At 44.4% G+C, this 15,701-nt stretch carries 15 protein-coding genes; 7 read left to right on the top strand and 8 right to left on the bottom strand.

Annotated elements, in window-relative coordinates:
- Positions 1-75 precede the first annotated feature (75 nt).
- On the top strand, positions 76-1,374 hold the full coding sequence (locus tag QUB39_RS22515; protein ID WP_333211900.1) for a cytochrome P450: 1,299 nt from the start codon (positions 76-78) through the stop codon (positions 1,372-1,374).
- Positions 1,375-1,687: 313 nt separating this feature from the next.
- On the opposite strand, the gene QUB39_RS22510 is transcribed toward QUB39_RS22515, so the two are convergent.
- Positions 1,688-2,293 carry a chorismate lyase gene (locus QUB39_RS22510; RefSeq protein WP_333056859.1) on the bottom strand — a complete coding sequence of 202 codons (606 nt, stop codon included), beginning with the start codon at positions 2,291-2,293 and terminating at the stop codon, positions 1,688-1,690.
- 230 nt (positions 2,294-2,523) lie between these two features.
- Here QUB39_RS22510 and QUB39_RS22505 point away from each other — a divergent pair, with 230 nt between their 5' ends.
- Complete coding sequence (locus tag QUB39_RS22505; RefSeq protein ID WP_333056858.1) at positions 2,524-4,143, top strand: NAD(P)/FAD-dependent oxidoreductase; 1,620 nt, start codon at positions 2,524-2,526, stop codon at positions 4,141-4,143.
- A 213-nt stretch (positions 4,144-4,356) separates the two neighbouring features.
- On the opposite strand, the gene QUB39_RS22500 is transcribed toward QUB39_RS22505, so the two are convergent.
- Positions 4,357-4,908 carry an acireductone dioxygenase gene (locus tag QUB39_RS22500; protein WP_333056857.1) on the bottom strand — a complete coding sequence of 184 codons (552 nt, stop codon included), beginning with the start codon at positions 4,906-4,908 and terminating at the stop codon, positions 4,357-4,359.
- Positions 4,909-5,134: 226 nt separating this feature from the next.
- On the opposite strand from QUB39_RS22500, the gene QUB39_RS22495 reads away from it, so the two are divergent.
- The 3 genes from QUB39_RS22495 to QUB39_RS22485 all read left to right on the top strand — a co-directional run bounded on the left by QUB39_RS22495 (position 5,135) and on the right by QUB39_RS22485 (position 7,672).
- Complete coding sequence (locus QUB39_RS22495) at positions 5,135-6,100, top strand: M48 family metallopeptidase (RefSeq protein ID WP_333056905.1); 966 nt, start codon at positions 5,135-5,137, stop codon at positions 6,098-6,100.
- Positions 6,101-6,452: 352 nt separating this feature from the next.
- Positions 6,453-6,878: a DUF4359 domain-containing protein gene (locus tag QUB39_RS22490; RefSeq protein ID WP_333056855.1), complete on the top strand. Its 426-nt coding sequence runs from the start codon at positions 6,453-6,455 to the stop codon at positions 6,876-6,878.
- 227 nt (positions 6,879-7,105) lie between these two features.
- Positions 7,106-7,672, top strand: a complete 567-nt coding sequence (locus tag QUB39_RS22485; RefSeq protein WP_333233882.1) for a TerD family protein — start codon at positions 7,106-7,108, stop codon at positions 7,670-7,672.
- Between the two features lie 96 nt (positions 7,673-7,768).
- Here the strand turns inward: QUB39_RS22485 and hpsP are convergent, their stop codons facing one another.
- A complete protein-coding gene (gene hpsP / locus QUB39_RS22480; RefSeq protein ID WP_333211895.1) occupies positions 7,769-8,947 on the bottom strand; it encodes a hormogonium polysaccharide biosynthesis glycosyltransferase HpsP in 1,179 nt (392 codons plus the stop codon).
- 12 nt (positions 8,948-8,959) lie between these two features.
- Here hpsP and QUB39_RS22475 point away from each other — a divergent pair, with 12 nt between their 5' ends.
- Together QUB39_RS22475 and QUB39_RS22470 are read left to right on the top strand one after the other, a co-directional pair.
- The gene (locus QUB39_RS22475; RefSeq protein ID WP_333211893.1) at positions 8,960-10,291 is read left to right on the top strand and encodes an ATP-binding protein; all 1,332 of its coding nucleotides are present in this window, start codon (positions 8,960-8,962) and stop codon (positions 10,289-10,291) included.
- Positions 10,284-10,916: an RloB family protein gene (locus tag QUB39_RS22470; protein WP_333211891.1), complete on the top strand. Its 633-nt coding sequence runs from the start codon at positions 10,284-10,286 to the stop codon at positions 10,914-10,916. The genes QUB39_RS22475 and QUB39_RS22470 overlap by 8 nt, the downstream gene beginning before the upstream one ends.
- A gap of 155 nt (positions 10,917-11,071) precedes the next feature.
- Here QUB39_RS22470 and QUB39_RS22465 read toward each other — a convergent pair whose 3' ends face one another.
- The 5 genes from QUB39_RS22465 to glmM all read right to left on the bottom strand — a co-directional run bounded on the left by QUB39_RS22465 (position 11,072) and on the right by glmM (position 15,625).
- The gene (locus tag QUB39_RS22465) at positions 11,072-11,251 is read right to left on the bottom strand and encodes a hypothetical protein (RefSeq protein ID WP_333056850.1); all 180 of its coding nucleotides are present in this window, start codon (positions 11,249-11,251) and stop codon (positions 11,072-11,074) included.
- Positions 11,248-11,595, bottom strand: coding sequence for a hypothetical protein (locus QUB39_RS22460; protein ID WP_333056849.1), 348 nt, complete (start codon positions 11,593-11,595; stop codon positions 11,248-11,250). Before QUB39_RS22460 ends, QUB39_RS22465 begins: the two co-directional genes overlap by 4 nt.
- Before the next feature lie 41 nt (positions 11,596-11,636).
- Positions 11,637-12,806 carry a hormogonium polysaccharide biosynthesis glycosyltransferase HpsO gene (gene hpsO / locus QUB39_RS22455; protein ID WP_333211888.1) on the bottom strand — a complete coding sequence of 390 codons (1,170 nt, stop codon included), beginning with the start codon at positions 12,804-12,806 and terminating at the stop codon, positions 11,637-11,639.
- Positions 12,807-12,981: 175 nt separating this feature from the next.
- Entirely contained in the window at positions 12,982-13,968 is a 987-nt protein-coding gene (gene hpsN / locus QUB39_RS22450) for a hormogonium polysaccharide biosynthesis glycosyltransferase HpsN (RefSeq protein WP_333211886.1), read from the bottom strand.
- Positions 13,969-14,164: 196 nt separating this feature from the next.
- Entirely contained in the window at positions 14,165-15,625 is a 1,461-nt protein-coding gene (glmM, locus tag QUB39_RS22445; protein WP_333056904.1) for a phosphoglucosamine mutase, read from the bottom strand.
- Positions 15,626-15,701 lie beyond the last annotated feature (76 nt).

Raw genomic sequence — 15,701 nt, 5'->3', positions numbered from 1 at the left:
TGCTGCGTATTGCCCACCCTCCAACTAAAATTGATATGATATTAAAAATCTAAAATCTAAAATCTAAAATCTAAAATGGCATTACCTCCCGGCAGTTTTGGTTTACCCCTAATTGGCGATACTATCAACTTTTTGCAAGATTCCCAATTTGCCAAAAAACGCCACCAGCAGTACGGGCCCCTTTTCAAAACCAGCATTTTCGGACAGCCTACCGTGTTTGTGTGTGGCCAAGAGGCTAATTTGTTTGTTTTAAGCAATGAAAACCAATATTTTGCTGTGACTTGGCCTGCCAGCACGAAAGCGCTTTTAGGGCCGCTTTCTTTGGCGTTGCAAACGGGTGCTAACCACCAAAATCGGCGCAAGTTGCTGTACCAAGCGTTTGGGTCGCGAGCTTTAGCAGGCTACATCGGCGCGATGGAAGATATCACTCAGCGCTATTTGGAAAAATGGGCAAAAATGGAAACGCTGACTTGGTATCCCGAACTGAGAAATTATACTTTTGATGTTGCGGGTAAGTTGTTAGTAGGGATTGATAATGGTTCGGAAACGGCGCTAGGACATTATTTTGAAACGTGGTGCAATGGTTTATTTTCGATTCCTTTAGATGTGCCTTGGAGTCAGTTTGGCAAGGCGAAAAAGTGCCGAAAGCTGCTGTTGGCAGAACTTGAAAAGATTATTATAGATCGCCAGCAAGGAACCCCTAGCGGCAATGATGCTTTGAGTTTGCTGATTTCGGCCCGCGATGAAGAGGGAAATAGTTTGAGTTTGGAGGAGTTAAAAGATCAAGTGCTGTTGCTGCTGTTTGCGGGACACGAAACTTTAACTTCGGCGATCGCCTCTTTTTGCCTTCTCCTGGCTCAAAATCCCGATGTGATGGCAAAAGTACGGGCCGAACAGCAGCAGTTCCCCGCAACTGAACCGCTAACCTTGGAAGAACTCAAACAAATGACTTATTTAGAGCAGGTTATGCGAGAAGTGCTGCGGTTGGTTCCACCAGTGGGAGGCGGTTTTCGGCAGGTAATTAATGATTGCGAGTTCGATGGCTACGAAATTCCCAAGGGTTGGATGGTACTTTATCAAATCAATCAGACGCATCAGGATAGCGCAGTTTATCCCGAACCCGATCGATTCGACCCCGATCGATTTAGCTCGGATCGATCGCCTAAACCGTTCAGCTACGTACCCTTTGGCGGCGGTTTGCGAGAATGTTTGGGCAAAGAATTTGCCCGGTTAGAGATGAAGTTGTTTGCGGCAAAGATTGTTCGGGAGTTTGAATGGGAACTTTTACCGGATCAAGATTTGAATTTAATCAGAGTACCGACTCCGCATCCCGGCGACGGTTTGCAAGTAAAATTTCGTCGGAACTATTCTTAAGAACAGGCTTTTCGGCCTGTTCCACAATCGGGTAAATTTTCTTGTGGGGGGTTGCTCTGAGCAACGCCCTGAAAGCCACAAGATGCCTGTTCCATAATCGGGTGAATTTTCTTGTGGGGAGTAGGGGTTGGGCTTCTAGCCCGCCCTGAAAGCCTTATTGAGAATGGTGCAACATTTCAGTTGAGATTGATATCTTGCACCATTCTCAATAAGCTTTTTATGAACAGGCTTTCCGGCCTGTTCCACAAAGAGTGAATTTTCTTGTGGAACAGGCCGGAAAGCCTGTTCTTGATAATGGTGCAATATCTCAGTCTCAATCAACATCCAATTGCATCGGCCCCAAATACTTAGTTAAATAAGGAGAAAAAACCTCATAAATCAGAGTCAATGGCTTCCCGTGATGCCAAAACAAATAGTGTCGCCCCCAAAAAGGCCCCGACTGTTCAAAAGCTGACTCCAAAGCCACCGAATCACCGCAATAAATGCCCTGCACATCGCGATACAATTCTGTCCGCAGCCTCGCTAAACTAGCCCAAATTGGCAAAGATTTATTTTGTAAATATTCGTCTACATGGCTCGCTTCCCACCAAGAAGTCGCATAGGCTAAGCGCTGTCCCGAAGCAGTCCGCAGCCACACCTGGCGGCGCAGGCGCGGCCCCGGAACCGCGACAATTTGCTGGGGCGCGCCGTCTGCGTCTTCACCCACTAAAGACATATCGATCACATCAACTTCTGTGGGTTCCCCTGTCAGCAGTTGCAGGTGACGGGTGGGGGAACCGTCGCCTAGGAGCAGTATTTGCCATGCCGGTGCGAGCTTGGTGTGGGGCAAACCCTTCTGTACTGCGTCTTCGGCTCCTTGCCAGAGGGGGTTGAGAGCGTGCCAGGTGCGGCTGTTTTTGGGTGTAAATGTTGCAGTCAAGGGTCTTTACAAAACTTAATTTTTTGTTTATTATAACGCTTCTTCAATTATCCACTCAAAAATCAAAAATTGCTCGACCGAGGACGATCGCCCATAGGATGTCCAGTGAAATAGTTATAATACTTCTGTTCGGGATTTTTATTCTTCCTTCTTCCTTCTTCCTTCTTCCTGACATCCGTGACATCCGTGACATCCGTTATATAATCCGTTGCCGAACTTCCCTCTGCTATATGTTAAGAATAACCGAAATAAAACTCCCCCTAGATCATCCTCAAGATGCGATCGCCAGTGCAATCCTCAAAAAGCTGCAAATTCCCCCCGAAGAATTGCTCGGCTATTCCATCTTCAAGCGCAGCTACGATGCTCGTAAAAAAGCAGAAATCCTCCTTGTCTATATTGTGGATGTAGAGACGACACAGGAAAAGCAACTTTTGGCGCGCTTCAAAAAAGATCCTCATGTGATGGTAACACCAGACACGAGTTATCGCTATGTAGCCAAAGCCCCCAGCAATTTGACGATTCGCCCCATTGTGATTGGTACAGGGCCGTGCGGTATGTTTGCCGGTCTGATGCTGGCACAAATGGGGTTTCGCCCCATCCTTTTAGAACGCGGAAAAGCTGTGCGCGATCGCACAGTAGACACCTTTGGATTTTGGAAGAAAAAAGCAGAATTTAACCCCGAATCTAACGCCCAGTTTGGCGAAGGTGGCGCGGGTACTTTTTCCGATGGCAAACTCTACAGCCAAGTTAAAGATCCTCAGCATTATGGGCGGAAGGTGCTGACGGAACTTGTAAATGCGGGAGCTTCACCGGAAATTTTATATATTAATAAACCGCATATTGGCACGTTCAAACTGGTGGGAATTGTCCAAAGTCTTCGCGCCCAAATTGAATCATTAGGCGGAGAAATTCGGTTTCAAGGTCGTGTGGAAGATATCCACATCGAAAATGGAAAAGTGCAGGGACTTACCCTCGCCAGTGGAGAATATATTGCTAGTAATTATATAGTTTTGGCGGTGGGACACAGCGCCCGCGATACTTTTGAAATGTTGTTTTCGCGCGGGGTTTACATCGAAGCAAAACCTTTTTCCATTGGTTTTCGGGTCGAACATCCCCAAACTATCATCGATCGCTGTCGTTTTGGCGATCGGGCGGGCCATAAGCTTTTGGGTGCCGCAGATTACAAACTGGTTCACCATTGCCAAAACAATCGTTCTGTATATAGTTTCTGTATGTGTCCCGGTGGTTTGGTAGTGGCGGCTGCGTCAGAACCGGGGCGACTGGTTACTAATGGGATGAGTCAATATTCTCGCAATGAACGCAATGCTAACAGCGGGATTGTGGTGGGTATCACGCCGGAGGATTATCCGGGTCATCCCTTAGCAGGAATTGAGTTTCAACGTCGCCTAGAAGAACGGGCATTTGAGTTAGGAGGTGGCACTTACAACGCCCCTGGGCAGCTTGTGGGTGATTTTTTGGCGAATCGCCCTTCCACGGCGCTAGGCAGTGTGCAGCCGTCTTATACGCCGGGAGTTGTGATGACTGATTTGAGCGAAAGTTTGCCAGATTATGCGATCGCAGCTATCCGCGAAGCACTTCCGGCTTTTGACAAACAGATTAAAGGATTTGCGATGGATGAGGCGGTTTTGACTGGGGTGGAAACGCGCACTTCTTCACCAATTCGGATTAAACGCAGGGAAGATTATCAGAGTTTGAATACAGAAGGCCTTTATCCTGCTGGGGAAGGTGCAGGATATGCGGGTGGAATCCTGTCGGCGGGGATTGATGGGATTAAGGTGGCGGAGGCGGTTGCTTTGAGCATATTGCGATCTGTAAATCACAAAGTTTGATGCGGGATTTGAGGATTTTTAGATGATTTGAAGATTGCCGTCAACCGTCAACTGTCAACCGTCAACTGCGGGACTTACGCATCGAAACTCACATCTTGCATCATTCTCAAGAACAGGCTTTCCGGCCTGTTCCACAATAAAATTCACTCTTTGTGGAACAGGCCGGAAAGCCTGTTCATAAAAAGCTTATTGAGAATGGTGCAACATCTCAGTTCAAACAGCAGCTAAACGCGATCGAATTTCCGTATCGGTATACTCCGGCGTCCAGCCTTCTTTGGTGGTAAAATAGCGAACCGCTTTAATTTTCCGGGATGCTGTCAAATAAAACCAGTGTTCTGTATTCGCCGGCACGTTGATAAATTCTTCTGGCTGCACTGTGAGTTCGACTTGGCTGCCGTCGGGCCGGACGAAGCCGAAAATGCCTTCCCCTGCTACGATATAGCGGACTTCATCATCGGCGTGGATGTGGCACTTGTTGAATTTGGACAGCAAGGTGTCGAGGTTGGGAATGTCTGGGTGCAGTACAATTAAGTCGCGATCCTGATAGCCTGCACTTTCCGACAACTGTTGAAAGTAACTGTCGAGGGCTTGCAACACTTGCTCTTTTTGATTGTCGTCAAGAGCATCTTTAGCTAACAAATTTTGAATTTCAGCGCTGTCACCCACGGGCCAGCGGTTGAGTTGAATGTTTAAGGAAGCGAGTTCTCGGGTAATGTCGCTTTGTTGAGTGTAGGTTGTACCGTTTTCGAGTTGCAGGATAGCCATTTTTGCACGTTCCAATTTTTGGGTGAGGCGATACACAGGCACTGTGAAAGATGTTTGTCGATCGCGCCTGTACCAGATTCACAATTTTAACGCTAATTTGAACAGGCTTTCCGCCCTGTTCCACAACAGTTCAATATTTGTCGCGATAACATTGATAAGTCAGGCGCTAGCTAGCACCAGCAGCGATGGCATTACTGATATCTTAAATGTAACTTTTGCAACAACTATGCCTACTTATACGGGAATTTCTAGCGAAGCATTTCAGCATCCCCTCGATCGCCAAGCTGAGGAAGCGTTACGCAGCGTGCCTGGATTTGACTTAATTGCCGGCAAATTTGTAGAATTTGTCTACGAACGACCGCAATTCGTTTACCTAATGGGAAATAGCATTCAAGTCGGGCCTCGCCAATATGCCAGCATTTATCATATATTTCGGGAGTGCGTGCAGGCTTTAGATGTTTTTCCAGAACCGGGTTTGTTTGTTTCTCAGAATCCCTCAGTTAACAGCTATGCCCTGGGAAAAAACCAACCTTATGTAGTATTAAACACTGGTCTTTTAGACTTGTTGGACGAGGCGGAACTGCGGGTAGTCTTGGCTCACGAGTTGGGACACATTAAATGCGGTCATCCAACTTTAAATCAAATGGCGATGTGGGCGATGAGCGTCGCATCGACAATTGGGGAGATGACTTTCGGGCTGGGAAATATGGTCGGTAGCGGTTTAATTTTCGCTTTTTACGAGTGGCGCCGCAAGGCTGAATTGTCGGGAGACCGGGCGGCTTTGTTGGTAACGGATGACTTGAACAGTGTGATGAAGACGATGATGAAACTTGCGGGAGTTAGCAGTAAATATGCTGACCAATGCAGTTTGCAAGAATTTATCCGCCAGTCTGACAACTATCAAGAGCTCGATCGAGACAATCTCAACCAAGTGTATAAGTTTTTACTTTACAACGGCGGTCAGGGCGTGATGCTGAGTCACCCTTTCCCCGTGGAACGCCTGCGGTATTTGCGAGACTGGGCAAGTTCCGAGGAATACCGCCAAATTAAGCTGGGGAACTACAAGCGGGCTGTAGCTGAGGGTGCGGTTGATGTCAAGTCCCAAGCGCCTAACAGCGAGACGGAGGCTTTGCGCCGTCAGATTGAAGAGTTGCAGCGGGAGATCGATCGGCAAAAATCAAAGCGAAACTAAGTTTAAATTCCTCGTCCCCAGGCAGAGCCTGGGGACAAGCTAATGTTTTGTGGAAGATTTACCGGATTTGAGGGAGGGGGAAACGTAAAAGGAAGGTAAACCAGTGAGAGACTTAGGATCGCGAATTAAATAACTTACAATTTTAATTGTTATTGTGGGATGGGCGTCCCGCCCGTCCAAAACGGATGGGCGGGACGCCCATCCCACTTTCAAGAGTGGAAGTTATTTAATTCTCATTCCTTACTCGCAACTGGCCTCCAATCTAAAAACTGTCCCCTCCTTTCGGAAATCTGTTTCTGAGGAGGTGTAGTTTAAATCAAGAGAAGCTTATAAATCAACGGGGCTAAAAAAAATGAATATTGATAACGCAATGAATACTAACAAACCAACTTCTAATTTTTTCGGCAATGTGGGAAAAGTCGCGATCGCCCTTACTCTTCTAGCCGCCGGCATGGCATTTACAAATCCTGCGAGAGATCAATACCTAACTTATGCTTCCGGCGTACTCCAAACCGAGTTGGAAAACACTGTGTGCAAAGATTCTCGCGTGCCGAAAGCTTTGGGCGGCATTACAGATACTTTGATCGGCAGTTGCAAGAATTTACTGACTTCGCAGCGGGGCACGATCGAAAGCTTGCTCGACAATACAACGCAGCGTCAAAATTTAGGTGTGGTCAGTATTTACACAACTGAACTAGGCAAAAAAAGCTATCAAACGGTTGGAGCTTTTGGTAATTTTGTGACGCTGCCACCTAGTTCAGAAAATGCTCAAAAGTAGAGTCAAATTAAGTTCAATTGCCGAAACCGGGTTTTTTAGAAAGCCCGGTTTTTGCTTACGTAATTCTCTCTCAGTAAATCTCAATAAATTCGGAGAGCAATAGCACATATTTTTAATGATGCCAACTATTAGAGACCAAATATTAAGTTTTCTTAAAGAAGAAAAGTTATTGTCCCACTTAATATTAACATTAACGCTATAAAGTTTGATGTTTAACAAATAAGCAGATGGCAATGCAATTAAGTAAGGGTGAGAGATTTAATATTTCTAAAGAAGCGCCCGGTATAAAAAAAATGGCGATCGCCCTCGGTTGGCAGGTGACAGAGGCAGGACAAAGCTACGATATTGATGTCTCGGCGTTTATGCTAGGTGCTGACGGCAAAATACCTAACGATAAATATTTTATCTTTTACAATAATCTGCAATCGTATGACAGTTCGTTACTGCAATCGATTCTTGAAAAAAACAACCGAAGTCAAGAAAATAAGACTATTTACGGCGTTATCTTAGAAAGAGTTAATCTTGAAATTGAGGAAATAACTTTTGTGGTCACTATTCACGAAGCAGATAAAATTAAGGCAAATTTTAGCAATATCAAAAATGCTTTTATCAAAATTACCAATTTGGATACGGGAAGCGAACTTGTTCGGTATGAATTAAAAGAGAATTTTTCGCGAGAGACTGCTGTAGAATTTGGTCGTTTGTATAGAAAGAATGGAGAGTGGAGATTTCAGGCTGTAGGAGCAGGATATCAGGCAGGATTGCAGAGTTTTGTTGATAAGTATTGCAGCTAAAATAGCAGCGATGAAAAAATCTCGCCTGCATATTCTGATAGCAGCAGCACAAGAACTCGCAGCAGGAGAAAAAGTAAAAGGTAAACGGCTGTTGCATTAGTTAATAGATGACAAAATTTGCTGGTAAGCATCGATAGTTTGTTGGGCGATCGCCTCCCAGTTATAATGCTTTCTTGCGTACTCTTGGCCCTTCAATCCCCGGCGTTGGCGCTCCTGTGGATTCAGAAGTGCTGATTTGATTGAATTGGCGATCGCCCCTACTTCCAGAGGCCCCACCCAACCAGCTTCTGCTTGCTGTATGTCTTCCGCAATATGTATGCGATCGGAAATGGCGACAGGTACACCCGCGGTCATTGCTTCTGCTACAGCAATGCCAAAGTTTTCGTAATAAGAAGGCAATACAAATAAGTCGGCTTTTGTCAATAGTTCAACTTTTAAATCACCGCTCACAAAGCCAGTTATTGTTGTGTATTTTGCTAAGCTTGAATTCTGAATTTGTACTTTAATTTGTGTTTCATACTCAGCATCTTGGGGATTTGATCCAGCTAAAATAAAGTGAAACTCTATGCCCAATGCCAAAATACTTTCTAATGCTGGAATTAACAAATCAAGCCCTTTTTTAGGTTCAATCCGCGACATAAATAAGATAATTGGCACTTCAGATTCCCGCAATCTCTTAGGAAACAAACCTGCTGTCACCCCCAATGGAATCACCAAATCCCGTGGCACAGGCATCTTGCCTGTGCTACCCAAACCAAATCTTTCTGAGATTTTAGCCTCTTCTTTACTTGTGAAATGAATTGTGGCTGCCCCTGCTAAATTAGGGCGTTCTAAAACTGCTGCATAAATCTGTTTCAAGCGCTTTTTTTTCTGCAAATCGGCAGGGTCAAGCATACCGCAGGGACGCATAATATATGGCAACTTGTGATATCTAGCAATTGTGGCCGCAAAGGTAGTTACTGGCGAAAAAAGAGCGTGAATGTGGGCGAGGTCAAATTGTCGCGCGTTTTCATTTAACCACTGCAATAACGAGAGAGAAAATTTATATCTGCGCCAGGGATAACAGCGGAAATAAATAATCTGATAGCCGTTTTGTTGTATTGGTTCATTCAGAGGAACATCTAAGGGAATTTGACCGATATCTCCGTTAGAATCTGTGGTGATAATTGTGACATCAATACCTCGAGAAGCCAGGGCTGCAGAAAGTCCGAGTACCATTTGACTTGGCCCGCCGTAGACGAGGGAAATTGAGGGGATAATTTGGAGAATCCGCATGGTTAGCACTTGGTGTTAGCTGAGGTAGCTGGTTGTGTTATCATAGAAAGAATTGCAAAATTTGCACGTTATACTAATTTAGGCGATCGGAGGCAAGTTATGCTGATTGGATTCAGCGTCGGCAACTACAAATCTTTTAAAGAAACTGTCACCCTCAGCATGGTAGCCTCGTCAATTACTGAGGAAGACAAAGAGCTGGATGAAAATAATGTATTCCAAATTAATGATAAGTTAAGCTTACTCAAAAGTGCTGCTATTTATGGAGCTAACGCCAGTGGTAAGAGCAACATTGTTGCTGCTATTAACTTTATGAAATGGTTTGTCCTAAACTCATCCAAAGAAACGCAAGTTTCAGACGCGATCGATATTGAAGCATTCAGGCTAAGCACAGAGACAGAAAAAGAGCCGTCTTTCTTTGAAATCGTTTTTCTACTAGAAGACAAAACTTTTAGGTACGGTTTTGATGTGAACGCGCGGGAAGTTGTTTCTGAGTGGCTATTTCAAGCTGATGACAGTCAAGAAAAAATGCTTTTTGAACGAGATTTTAATAATTATATATTAGATGATTTCTCAGAGGGACAAGGCATTAGCGATAAAACCCGAAGTAATGCTTTATTTCTTTCTGTAGTCGCACAATTTAATGGTAAAATTTCTGGCAAAATATTGCTGTGGTTCAGTAAAACTTTGCAATTGATATCAGGCTTGCAAGATAGGCAATACCGCGAGGAAACTTTAGAGTCTTTTGAGAACGATCGCCACAGACATGATATTATTGAATTTATCAAGAAATTAGACTTAGGGATTGCTGATATTCAAATCAAAAAGTATATTTCCCAGAAAACCGCTATGTTCGGTATATATGAAGTAGGCGTGAAAACAGTTCACCGGAAATATGATGCTGATGGGAAACAGGCTGCTATAGAATTATTTGATATCGAAACGCACGAATCCGAGGGGACAAACAAACTATTTGCATTAGCAGGCATTCTCCTGGATACTTTAAGAACAGGAAAAATTTTATTAATTGATGAACTTGATGCCAGACTACATCCGCTGATTACTCGCGAATTAATCTGCTTATTCAATTCTAACGAGACTAATCCGCACAACGCACAGCTTATATTCACTACACACGACACAAACTTGCTCAGTAGTAAAAGTTTTCGCAAAGATCAAATATGGTTTACCGAAAAAGACAACAAAGGCGCTACTGATTTGTACTCTTTGGTAGAGTATAAAGTCGGAAAAGATGCCTCATTCGAGCGCGATTACATTATCGGCAAGTATGGCGCTATCCCTTTTATTGGTAATTTTAAAGAACTAATAGGTGAACTTCATGAATAAAAAAAGTTCGTCTAGAAGAACAAATATTGATTACTACAATAGAAAGGTTAAAACTAGAAGATGGTTTTTAATCGTGTGCGAAGGTGAGAAAACAGAACCCAACTATTTTAGAAGTTTCCCGGTAGACACAAATGTAATTAAGCTGGATATCAAAGGAGAAGGAAAAAATACGAAGAGTTTAGTAGAAAAAGCTATTGAGTTAAAAAACGACACAGAATCCGACGAAAAAGACCGATTTTGGTGCGTGTTCGATCGCGATAACAACCCTAAAAATCCTAACGACTCGCAAAATTTTAATTCAGCCATAACTCTTGCAAGAAATAACGGCATTGACGTAGCTTATTCAAATGATGCTTTTGAATTGTGGTATTTGCTGCACTTCCATTTTTATAATACGGGAATTTCTCGCCAGGATTATCAAAATATGCTAACCAAGTTATTGGGACACGAGTATAAGAAAAACAGCGAGACGATTTATGAGGAACTAAAAGACAGACAGCAGGATGCAATTAAACACGCAAAACGGCTTTTACAGGAATACGATCGCCCCAATCCAGAAACTGACAATCCTTCAACAACAGTACATTTGCTAGTCGAAGAACTTAACAGTTTTATTCCTGATTGATGAGGGAGAAAGTCGTAGAAACCGGGTTTCTAGCCGCCCCATGCGTAAGCCCTGCAACTTTCGTAGACGAGAGAAATTGAGGGGATAATTTGGAGAATCCGCATCAGGGATAGTTATTTAAATCAACATACCAACATCTCCCATTACAAATTTAATTATCTATCTGCAAAAGGCTGCCCGTCTAGCTGTTCAGCTTCCTCTCTTTTTGTGGCTGTAATTTGGGTATTGTGAGCCATTGTCTTGGAAAATTCATACATTTCACTGGCTTTGGCTTCCGCAGCTTTCACAATTTCCAGGATTTCCTGGAGTAGGCTTTCATCTGGTAATTGTTTCATGGCAATGCTTCTAATCTCTCCACTACTTTGTCAATCATAATTCTCGATTCGGGAGCCATCTTTAGCAAGGCTGCTAAATAATCTCCTGCTTTTTGAACATCTTCATCGGGCACACCAGCCATCAATACATTGCCCACAATGTGCTCTGCTTGTAAGCGAGTACCTGCTACGTTGAATTGAAAATTGGTGATGGAAGAAAAGTATTGCATCAGTATTTCATTCTGGGGAAAAAGAGACATGGCTCTTCTAAGTGCAAAAAGTCCCTGCGTTGCTTGGCGCTCGCTATCGTCTAATACCTGGTAGAGTTCGTTAATCAAAGAGCGTATGTCGGGAGGAATAGACATTTACTACAGTTTTTATTTAACACTTGCATTATAGCTAAAAGTTACAACAATTCTTTGTAGAATTCCAATAACTGCTCAGCTAAAGCTTTATTGGTATAATTGCTCATCGCTCTATGATAACCCCGATCGCCCAAATCGGCCGCCAAGTCCCGCCGCTCCATCAATTTCTGCAAACACTCTCGCAAAACCCCTGCATTTCCTTCTGGGAATAATAACCCCGCATCGCCGATGACGTGGGGAATTTCCCCGCAGTCGGAACCAATAACCGGAATGTGACAAGCCATCGCTTCAATTAAAACGTGACCGAATTGTTCTTTCCAGCCCACAGTGGTCAAAGTTTTGAATTTATAGCTGGTTTGCGAAGGCAATACCAAACAGTTCATTAAGTTAATGTAGGGGGGGATTTCTTCGTGGGAAACGCTTTCTACCCAAATTATTCTGTCGCTGATTCCCCATTCAATACATTTTTCGGCGAGGTGCGTCCGCAATTTTCCTTGTCCAACTAACAGCCACTTCCAAGAGCTTTTTTTCAACCCTGCCAAGGCTTCAGCTAAAGTCAACAATCCTTTTTCTTCGACAAATCGCCCTACAAATCCTACCACAAAATCGGTCGGTTTAATACCGAACCTGCGCGATAAATCAGCGTCTTTACCAGTGCGGCGAAACAAAGTTTCATCTACTCCGAGTTGTGGCATTACTTTTACCGCACCTTCATAGCCCCGCTGCCGCAAAATTTTTGCTCCATCTAGGTTGCCTGCAATAATTCCGTCGGTGTGCTGAAGATTGTAATTTTCTAAGACTGAAACGGGCCAATTCAATTGATAAGGCAGATTCCACCAAGTAAATAATATATTTTTTGCTTCCAGTTTTAGCAGTTTATTTAGTAAAATTAACTGAGCGCAAGCAATAGATTTTGAACCTTGTTCAACTTGAATTATCTGCGGTTTAATTTTCTGCAGAACTTCAATTAAATCTAGACCAAAAGTTAGCAAGCCTTGATTATTTTGACTAAAGTTGGAGACGGGGACTACTTTAAATGAGCCTTTTTGATAAAATTGCGTTTCTATAATTTTATTTTGTACGCCTCCCGGTTTCCAACGCTGCGGCACTACAACTGTTACTTCAATATCGGGTTCTAGGTTGGCTAATATCTTGAATTTTTCCCGATTAATGTCCACAATATAGGTGTGACTAGCCACGAGAATTCTCATTTATTGGGAAAGGCGAATGGAGAATAGGTAATTATTTCTACCAATTTTATATGAGGCTGCATAGAATCTGATCCCCCCTAACCCCCCTTAATAAGGGGGGGACAAGAGCTTGGTCAAAGTCAACCCCTACTCCCCTTATTAAGGGGGATTTAGGGGGCTCGAAATAGATGCAACTTCACATTAAATTGGTATTCTCGTTAATCTTGTCTTGATGGCTATAACTTTGTCCATCATTCCACAGAGATTGAATTAGTGTATTTATAGCACTGAGAAAACCCAGGATATAAAAAGCAAATCTAGTTATAATTTTAATGGGCGAGGTGCTTTTATAACAAGGTGGATTTCCCAAAACGTGGCAGTCAAAGAGTTTGGCAAAAAATCGCAGGCATTGAAAGGCTGTTAAATTTTTCAATCCCATGAGGAAATGGTTGTGATAAAATGTGACTTGATACTCGATCGATCGCGTGCTGACATCGTGACAGCCCCCGATCTCTTCCCCCAAGTGAACTAAACAGGCATTGGGATCGTACCAAATTTTCATGCCAGTCGATCGCAATCTCAAACAAAAATCCGACTCCTCCCGCACCGCACTCCCTGCAAACCGCTCATCAAACCTCAGCCCCCATTCGGCAAAAACCTGCCGGCGAAATGACATATTGCAGCCTCTAGCCGAGAGCACCTGCTGCGGTTTGACTGTATGCACCAAATCGATAAAATACCAGGCAATGCCCGCATCCATCGCTTCTGAGGGCAAATATTCGATCGCCAAATCGCCTCCAGAATTATCCAGTTTCATTCTGTCAAAAACCCTGCCCGCCACACATCCCACATCGGGTTTTTCTAAATAATTGTCAGCGTGAGCAGCCAAAAAACCATCTGGCAATTGTACATCATCATCAATAAATAAAATAATCTCTCCAACTGCGCGTCGCACTGCATAATTTCGAGCACCAGGCAAACTCGCCCAATCTACCCGAAACCAGCGAATTTTGCCAGCATTTGACAATTCCTCTAAATAAACTTGAGTTTCCAATTCGTGGGTGCGAGTTTGATCGATTACTAGCACTTCAAAATTTGGGTAATTTTGCCCAATCGCATCAGCCAATGTCTCTCGCAGAGGTTGCTCGCGGTTGTAGGTAGGTATAACAACAGAAATCATCATCAATCATCATCACACAATTGAGTGAAAATAAAGTTAAGGGTAGGCATCCTGCCTACCCCACTCGTTATTTTTGGAGAAGTTGATTAAAAATCGAAATTAATAGTTAGAAATTTTGATTTCTGAATTTTGAATTCAAAGATTTCAACTCAAAACTCAACACTCAAAATTCACAACTTTTAGCAAGTCCCCCTTTCCATCAGATAGCGATGTGTTGCTGAACGGCTAAAACTAAATTTTCAGTCCAGAAATTAGCCAATTCGGCGCTGGCAGCTTCCACCATAACTCGGATTAGCGGTTCAGTGCCAGAAGCGCGAACCAAAACCCGTCCCTGTTCGCCCATTGCTGTTGTAGCACGATCGATCGCCTTTTGCATTGCCTCGCACTCGTGCCATTTCAGGCGTTTTTCGCGATCGTCCACCCGAATATTTCGCAACAACTGCGGATAAGTTTGGAAACTGCCACTTACCAATTGTGCCAAAGATTCCCCGGACTGGCGCACCAGCGAAGCCAAATGCAAAGCCGTCAGCAAACCGTCGCCGCTGATACCGTAATGCGGACAAAGAATGTGTCCCGACTGTTCGCCGCCCAACATCGCACCAGTGCGCTGCATTTCAGCGTGAACGTACTGATCTCCGACGTTGGTTCTAGTTAGTTTGCCCCCCAATTCTTCCCAAGCTCGCTCGAAGCCGAGGTTAGCCATTACAGTAGAAATAATTAAATTGGATGGTAACTGTTGGGAGTCGCGCAACTGCCGGCCCCACAGATAAAGAATGTAATCGCCGTCAATCGTTCGACCTTTGTTGTCAACACCCAAAACTCGATCAGCATCGCCGTCAAAAGCAAAGCCCAAATCGGCATTGTGTTCCAAAACCGCCGCTTGCAAACTGTCGAGATGAGTAGAACCGCAGTTAACATTAATGCGAGATCCATCAGGAGAGTCGTGCAAACAGATCACATCCGCCCCCATTTGCGCGAACACCGCCGGCGCCAAACCCGCAGCGGCCCCCCAAGCCAAATCCAAAACTATCCGCATTCCCTCCAAATTCATCTGTTGCAGCGAATCACAGAGCGAAGTGGCATAATCTTTAACCAACTCAGAGCGATGGTAGTGGTGTCCCCAACCCAAGCTAGAAATTGGAACCTTTGCCCCTCGGATTCCCGCTTCGATTTGTTCCTGCAACTGCTGCGACAGCTTCGATCCGTTTGAGCCGAAAAATTTAATGCCGTTGTCTTCTGGGGGATTGTGAGAAGCCGAAATCATCACTCCGCCGACCGACTCCGAAACGCTTGCCAGATAAGCAACGCAGGGAGTGGGACACAATCCCAAATTCCACACTTCCAAACCGGCGGCCGTCAAACCCGCTGACAGTGCCATTGCCAGCATATCGCTGGAATTCCTGCTGTCTTGTCCCAAAATCACAGGGCCCTGGTTGGGGGAATTTTGGCGTAGAACTTGTCCAGCCCAGAAGCCCACTTGCAGGGCTAGGGGTGCATTCAGCAATTCTCCAACTTTCCCGCGAATGCCGTCTGTGCCGAAGAGTTTGGTATTGGGCAGGGGGAGGCTATCTCCCAGCAGAATCGTATCGCGTTTGACTGGCTGTACCGAGTTAGCAGCCGGAAACTCGCTGCCACGAGGGCGCGAAGGTGTCTGAACCATATTCACTCCTTTAGGAATATTCACACTCACACTTTGGGTTCATGTTACAACTGAAAGTCTTTATTTTCAGCCTAAA

The sequence above is a fragment of the Microcoleus sp. AT8-B5 genome (assembly GCF_036705565.1).
In the GTDB taxonomy this organism is placed as follows: Bacteria; Cyanobacteriota; Cyanobacteriia; order Cyanobacteriales; family Microcoleaceae; genus Microcoleus.
This window is presented reverse-complemented; position numbering and strand designations above follow the sequence as displayed.

Bases quoted from the DNA above. Each gene is read 5' to 3' on its own strand.
- QUB39_RS22515 (WP_333211900.1), top strand. From the start codon at position 76: ATGGCATTACCTCCCGGCAGTTTTGGTTTACCCCTAATTGGCGATACT.
- QUB39_RS22505 (WP_333056858.1), top strand. From the start codon at position 2,524: ATGTTAAGAATAACCGAAATAAAACTCCCCCTAGATCATCCTCAAGAT.
- QUB39_RS22500 (WP_333056857.1), bottom strand. From the start codon at position 4,908: ATGGCTATCCTGCAACTCGAAAACGGTACAACCTACACTCAACAAAGC.
- QUB39_RS22495 (WP_333056905.1), top strand. From the start codon at position 5,135: ATGCCTACTTATACGGGAATTTCTAGCGAAGCATTTCAGCATCCCCTC.
- QUB39_RS22490 (WP_333056855.1), top strand. From the start codon at position 6,453: ATGAATATTGATAACGCAATGAATACTAACAAACCAACTTCTAATTTT.
- QUB39_RS22485 (WP_333233882.1), top strand. From the start codon at position 7,106: ATGGCAATGCAATTAAGTAAGGGTGAGAGATTTAATATTTCTAAAGAA.
- hpsP (WP_333211895.1), bottom strand. From the start codon at position 8,947: ATGCGGATTCTCCAAATTATCCCCTCAATTTCCCTCGTCTACGGCGGG.
- QUB39_RS22470 (WP_333211891.1), top strand. From the start codon at position 10,284: ATGAATAAAAAAAGTTCGTCTAGAAGAACAAATATTGATTACTACAAT.
- QUB39_RS22465 (WP_333056850.1), bottom strand. From the start codon at position 11,251: ATGAAACAATTACCAGATGAAAGCCTACTCCAGGAAATCCTGGAAATT.
- QUB39_RS22460 (WP_333056849.1), bottom strand. From the start codon at position 11,595: ATGTCTATTCCTCCCGACATACGCTCTTTGATTAACGAACTCTACCAG.
- hpsO (WP_333211888.1), bottom strand. From the start codon at position 12,806: ATGAGAATTCTCGTGGCTAGTCACACCTATATTGTGGACATTAATCGG.
- hpsN (WP_333211886.1), bottom strand. From the start codon at position 13,968: ATGATGATTTCTGTTGTTATACCTACCTACAACCGCGAGCAACCTCTG.
- glmM (WP_333056904.1), bottom strand. From the start codon at position 15,625: ATGGTTCAGACACCTTCGCGCCCTCGTGGCAGCGAGTTTCCGGCTGCT.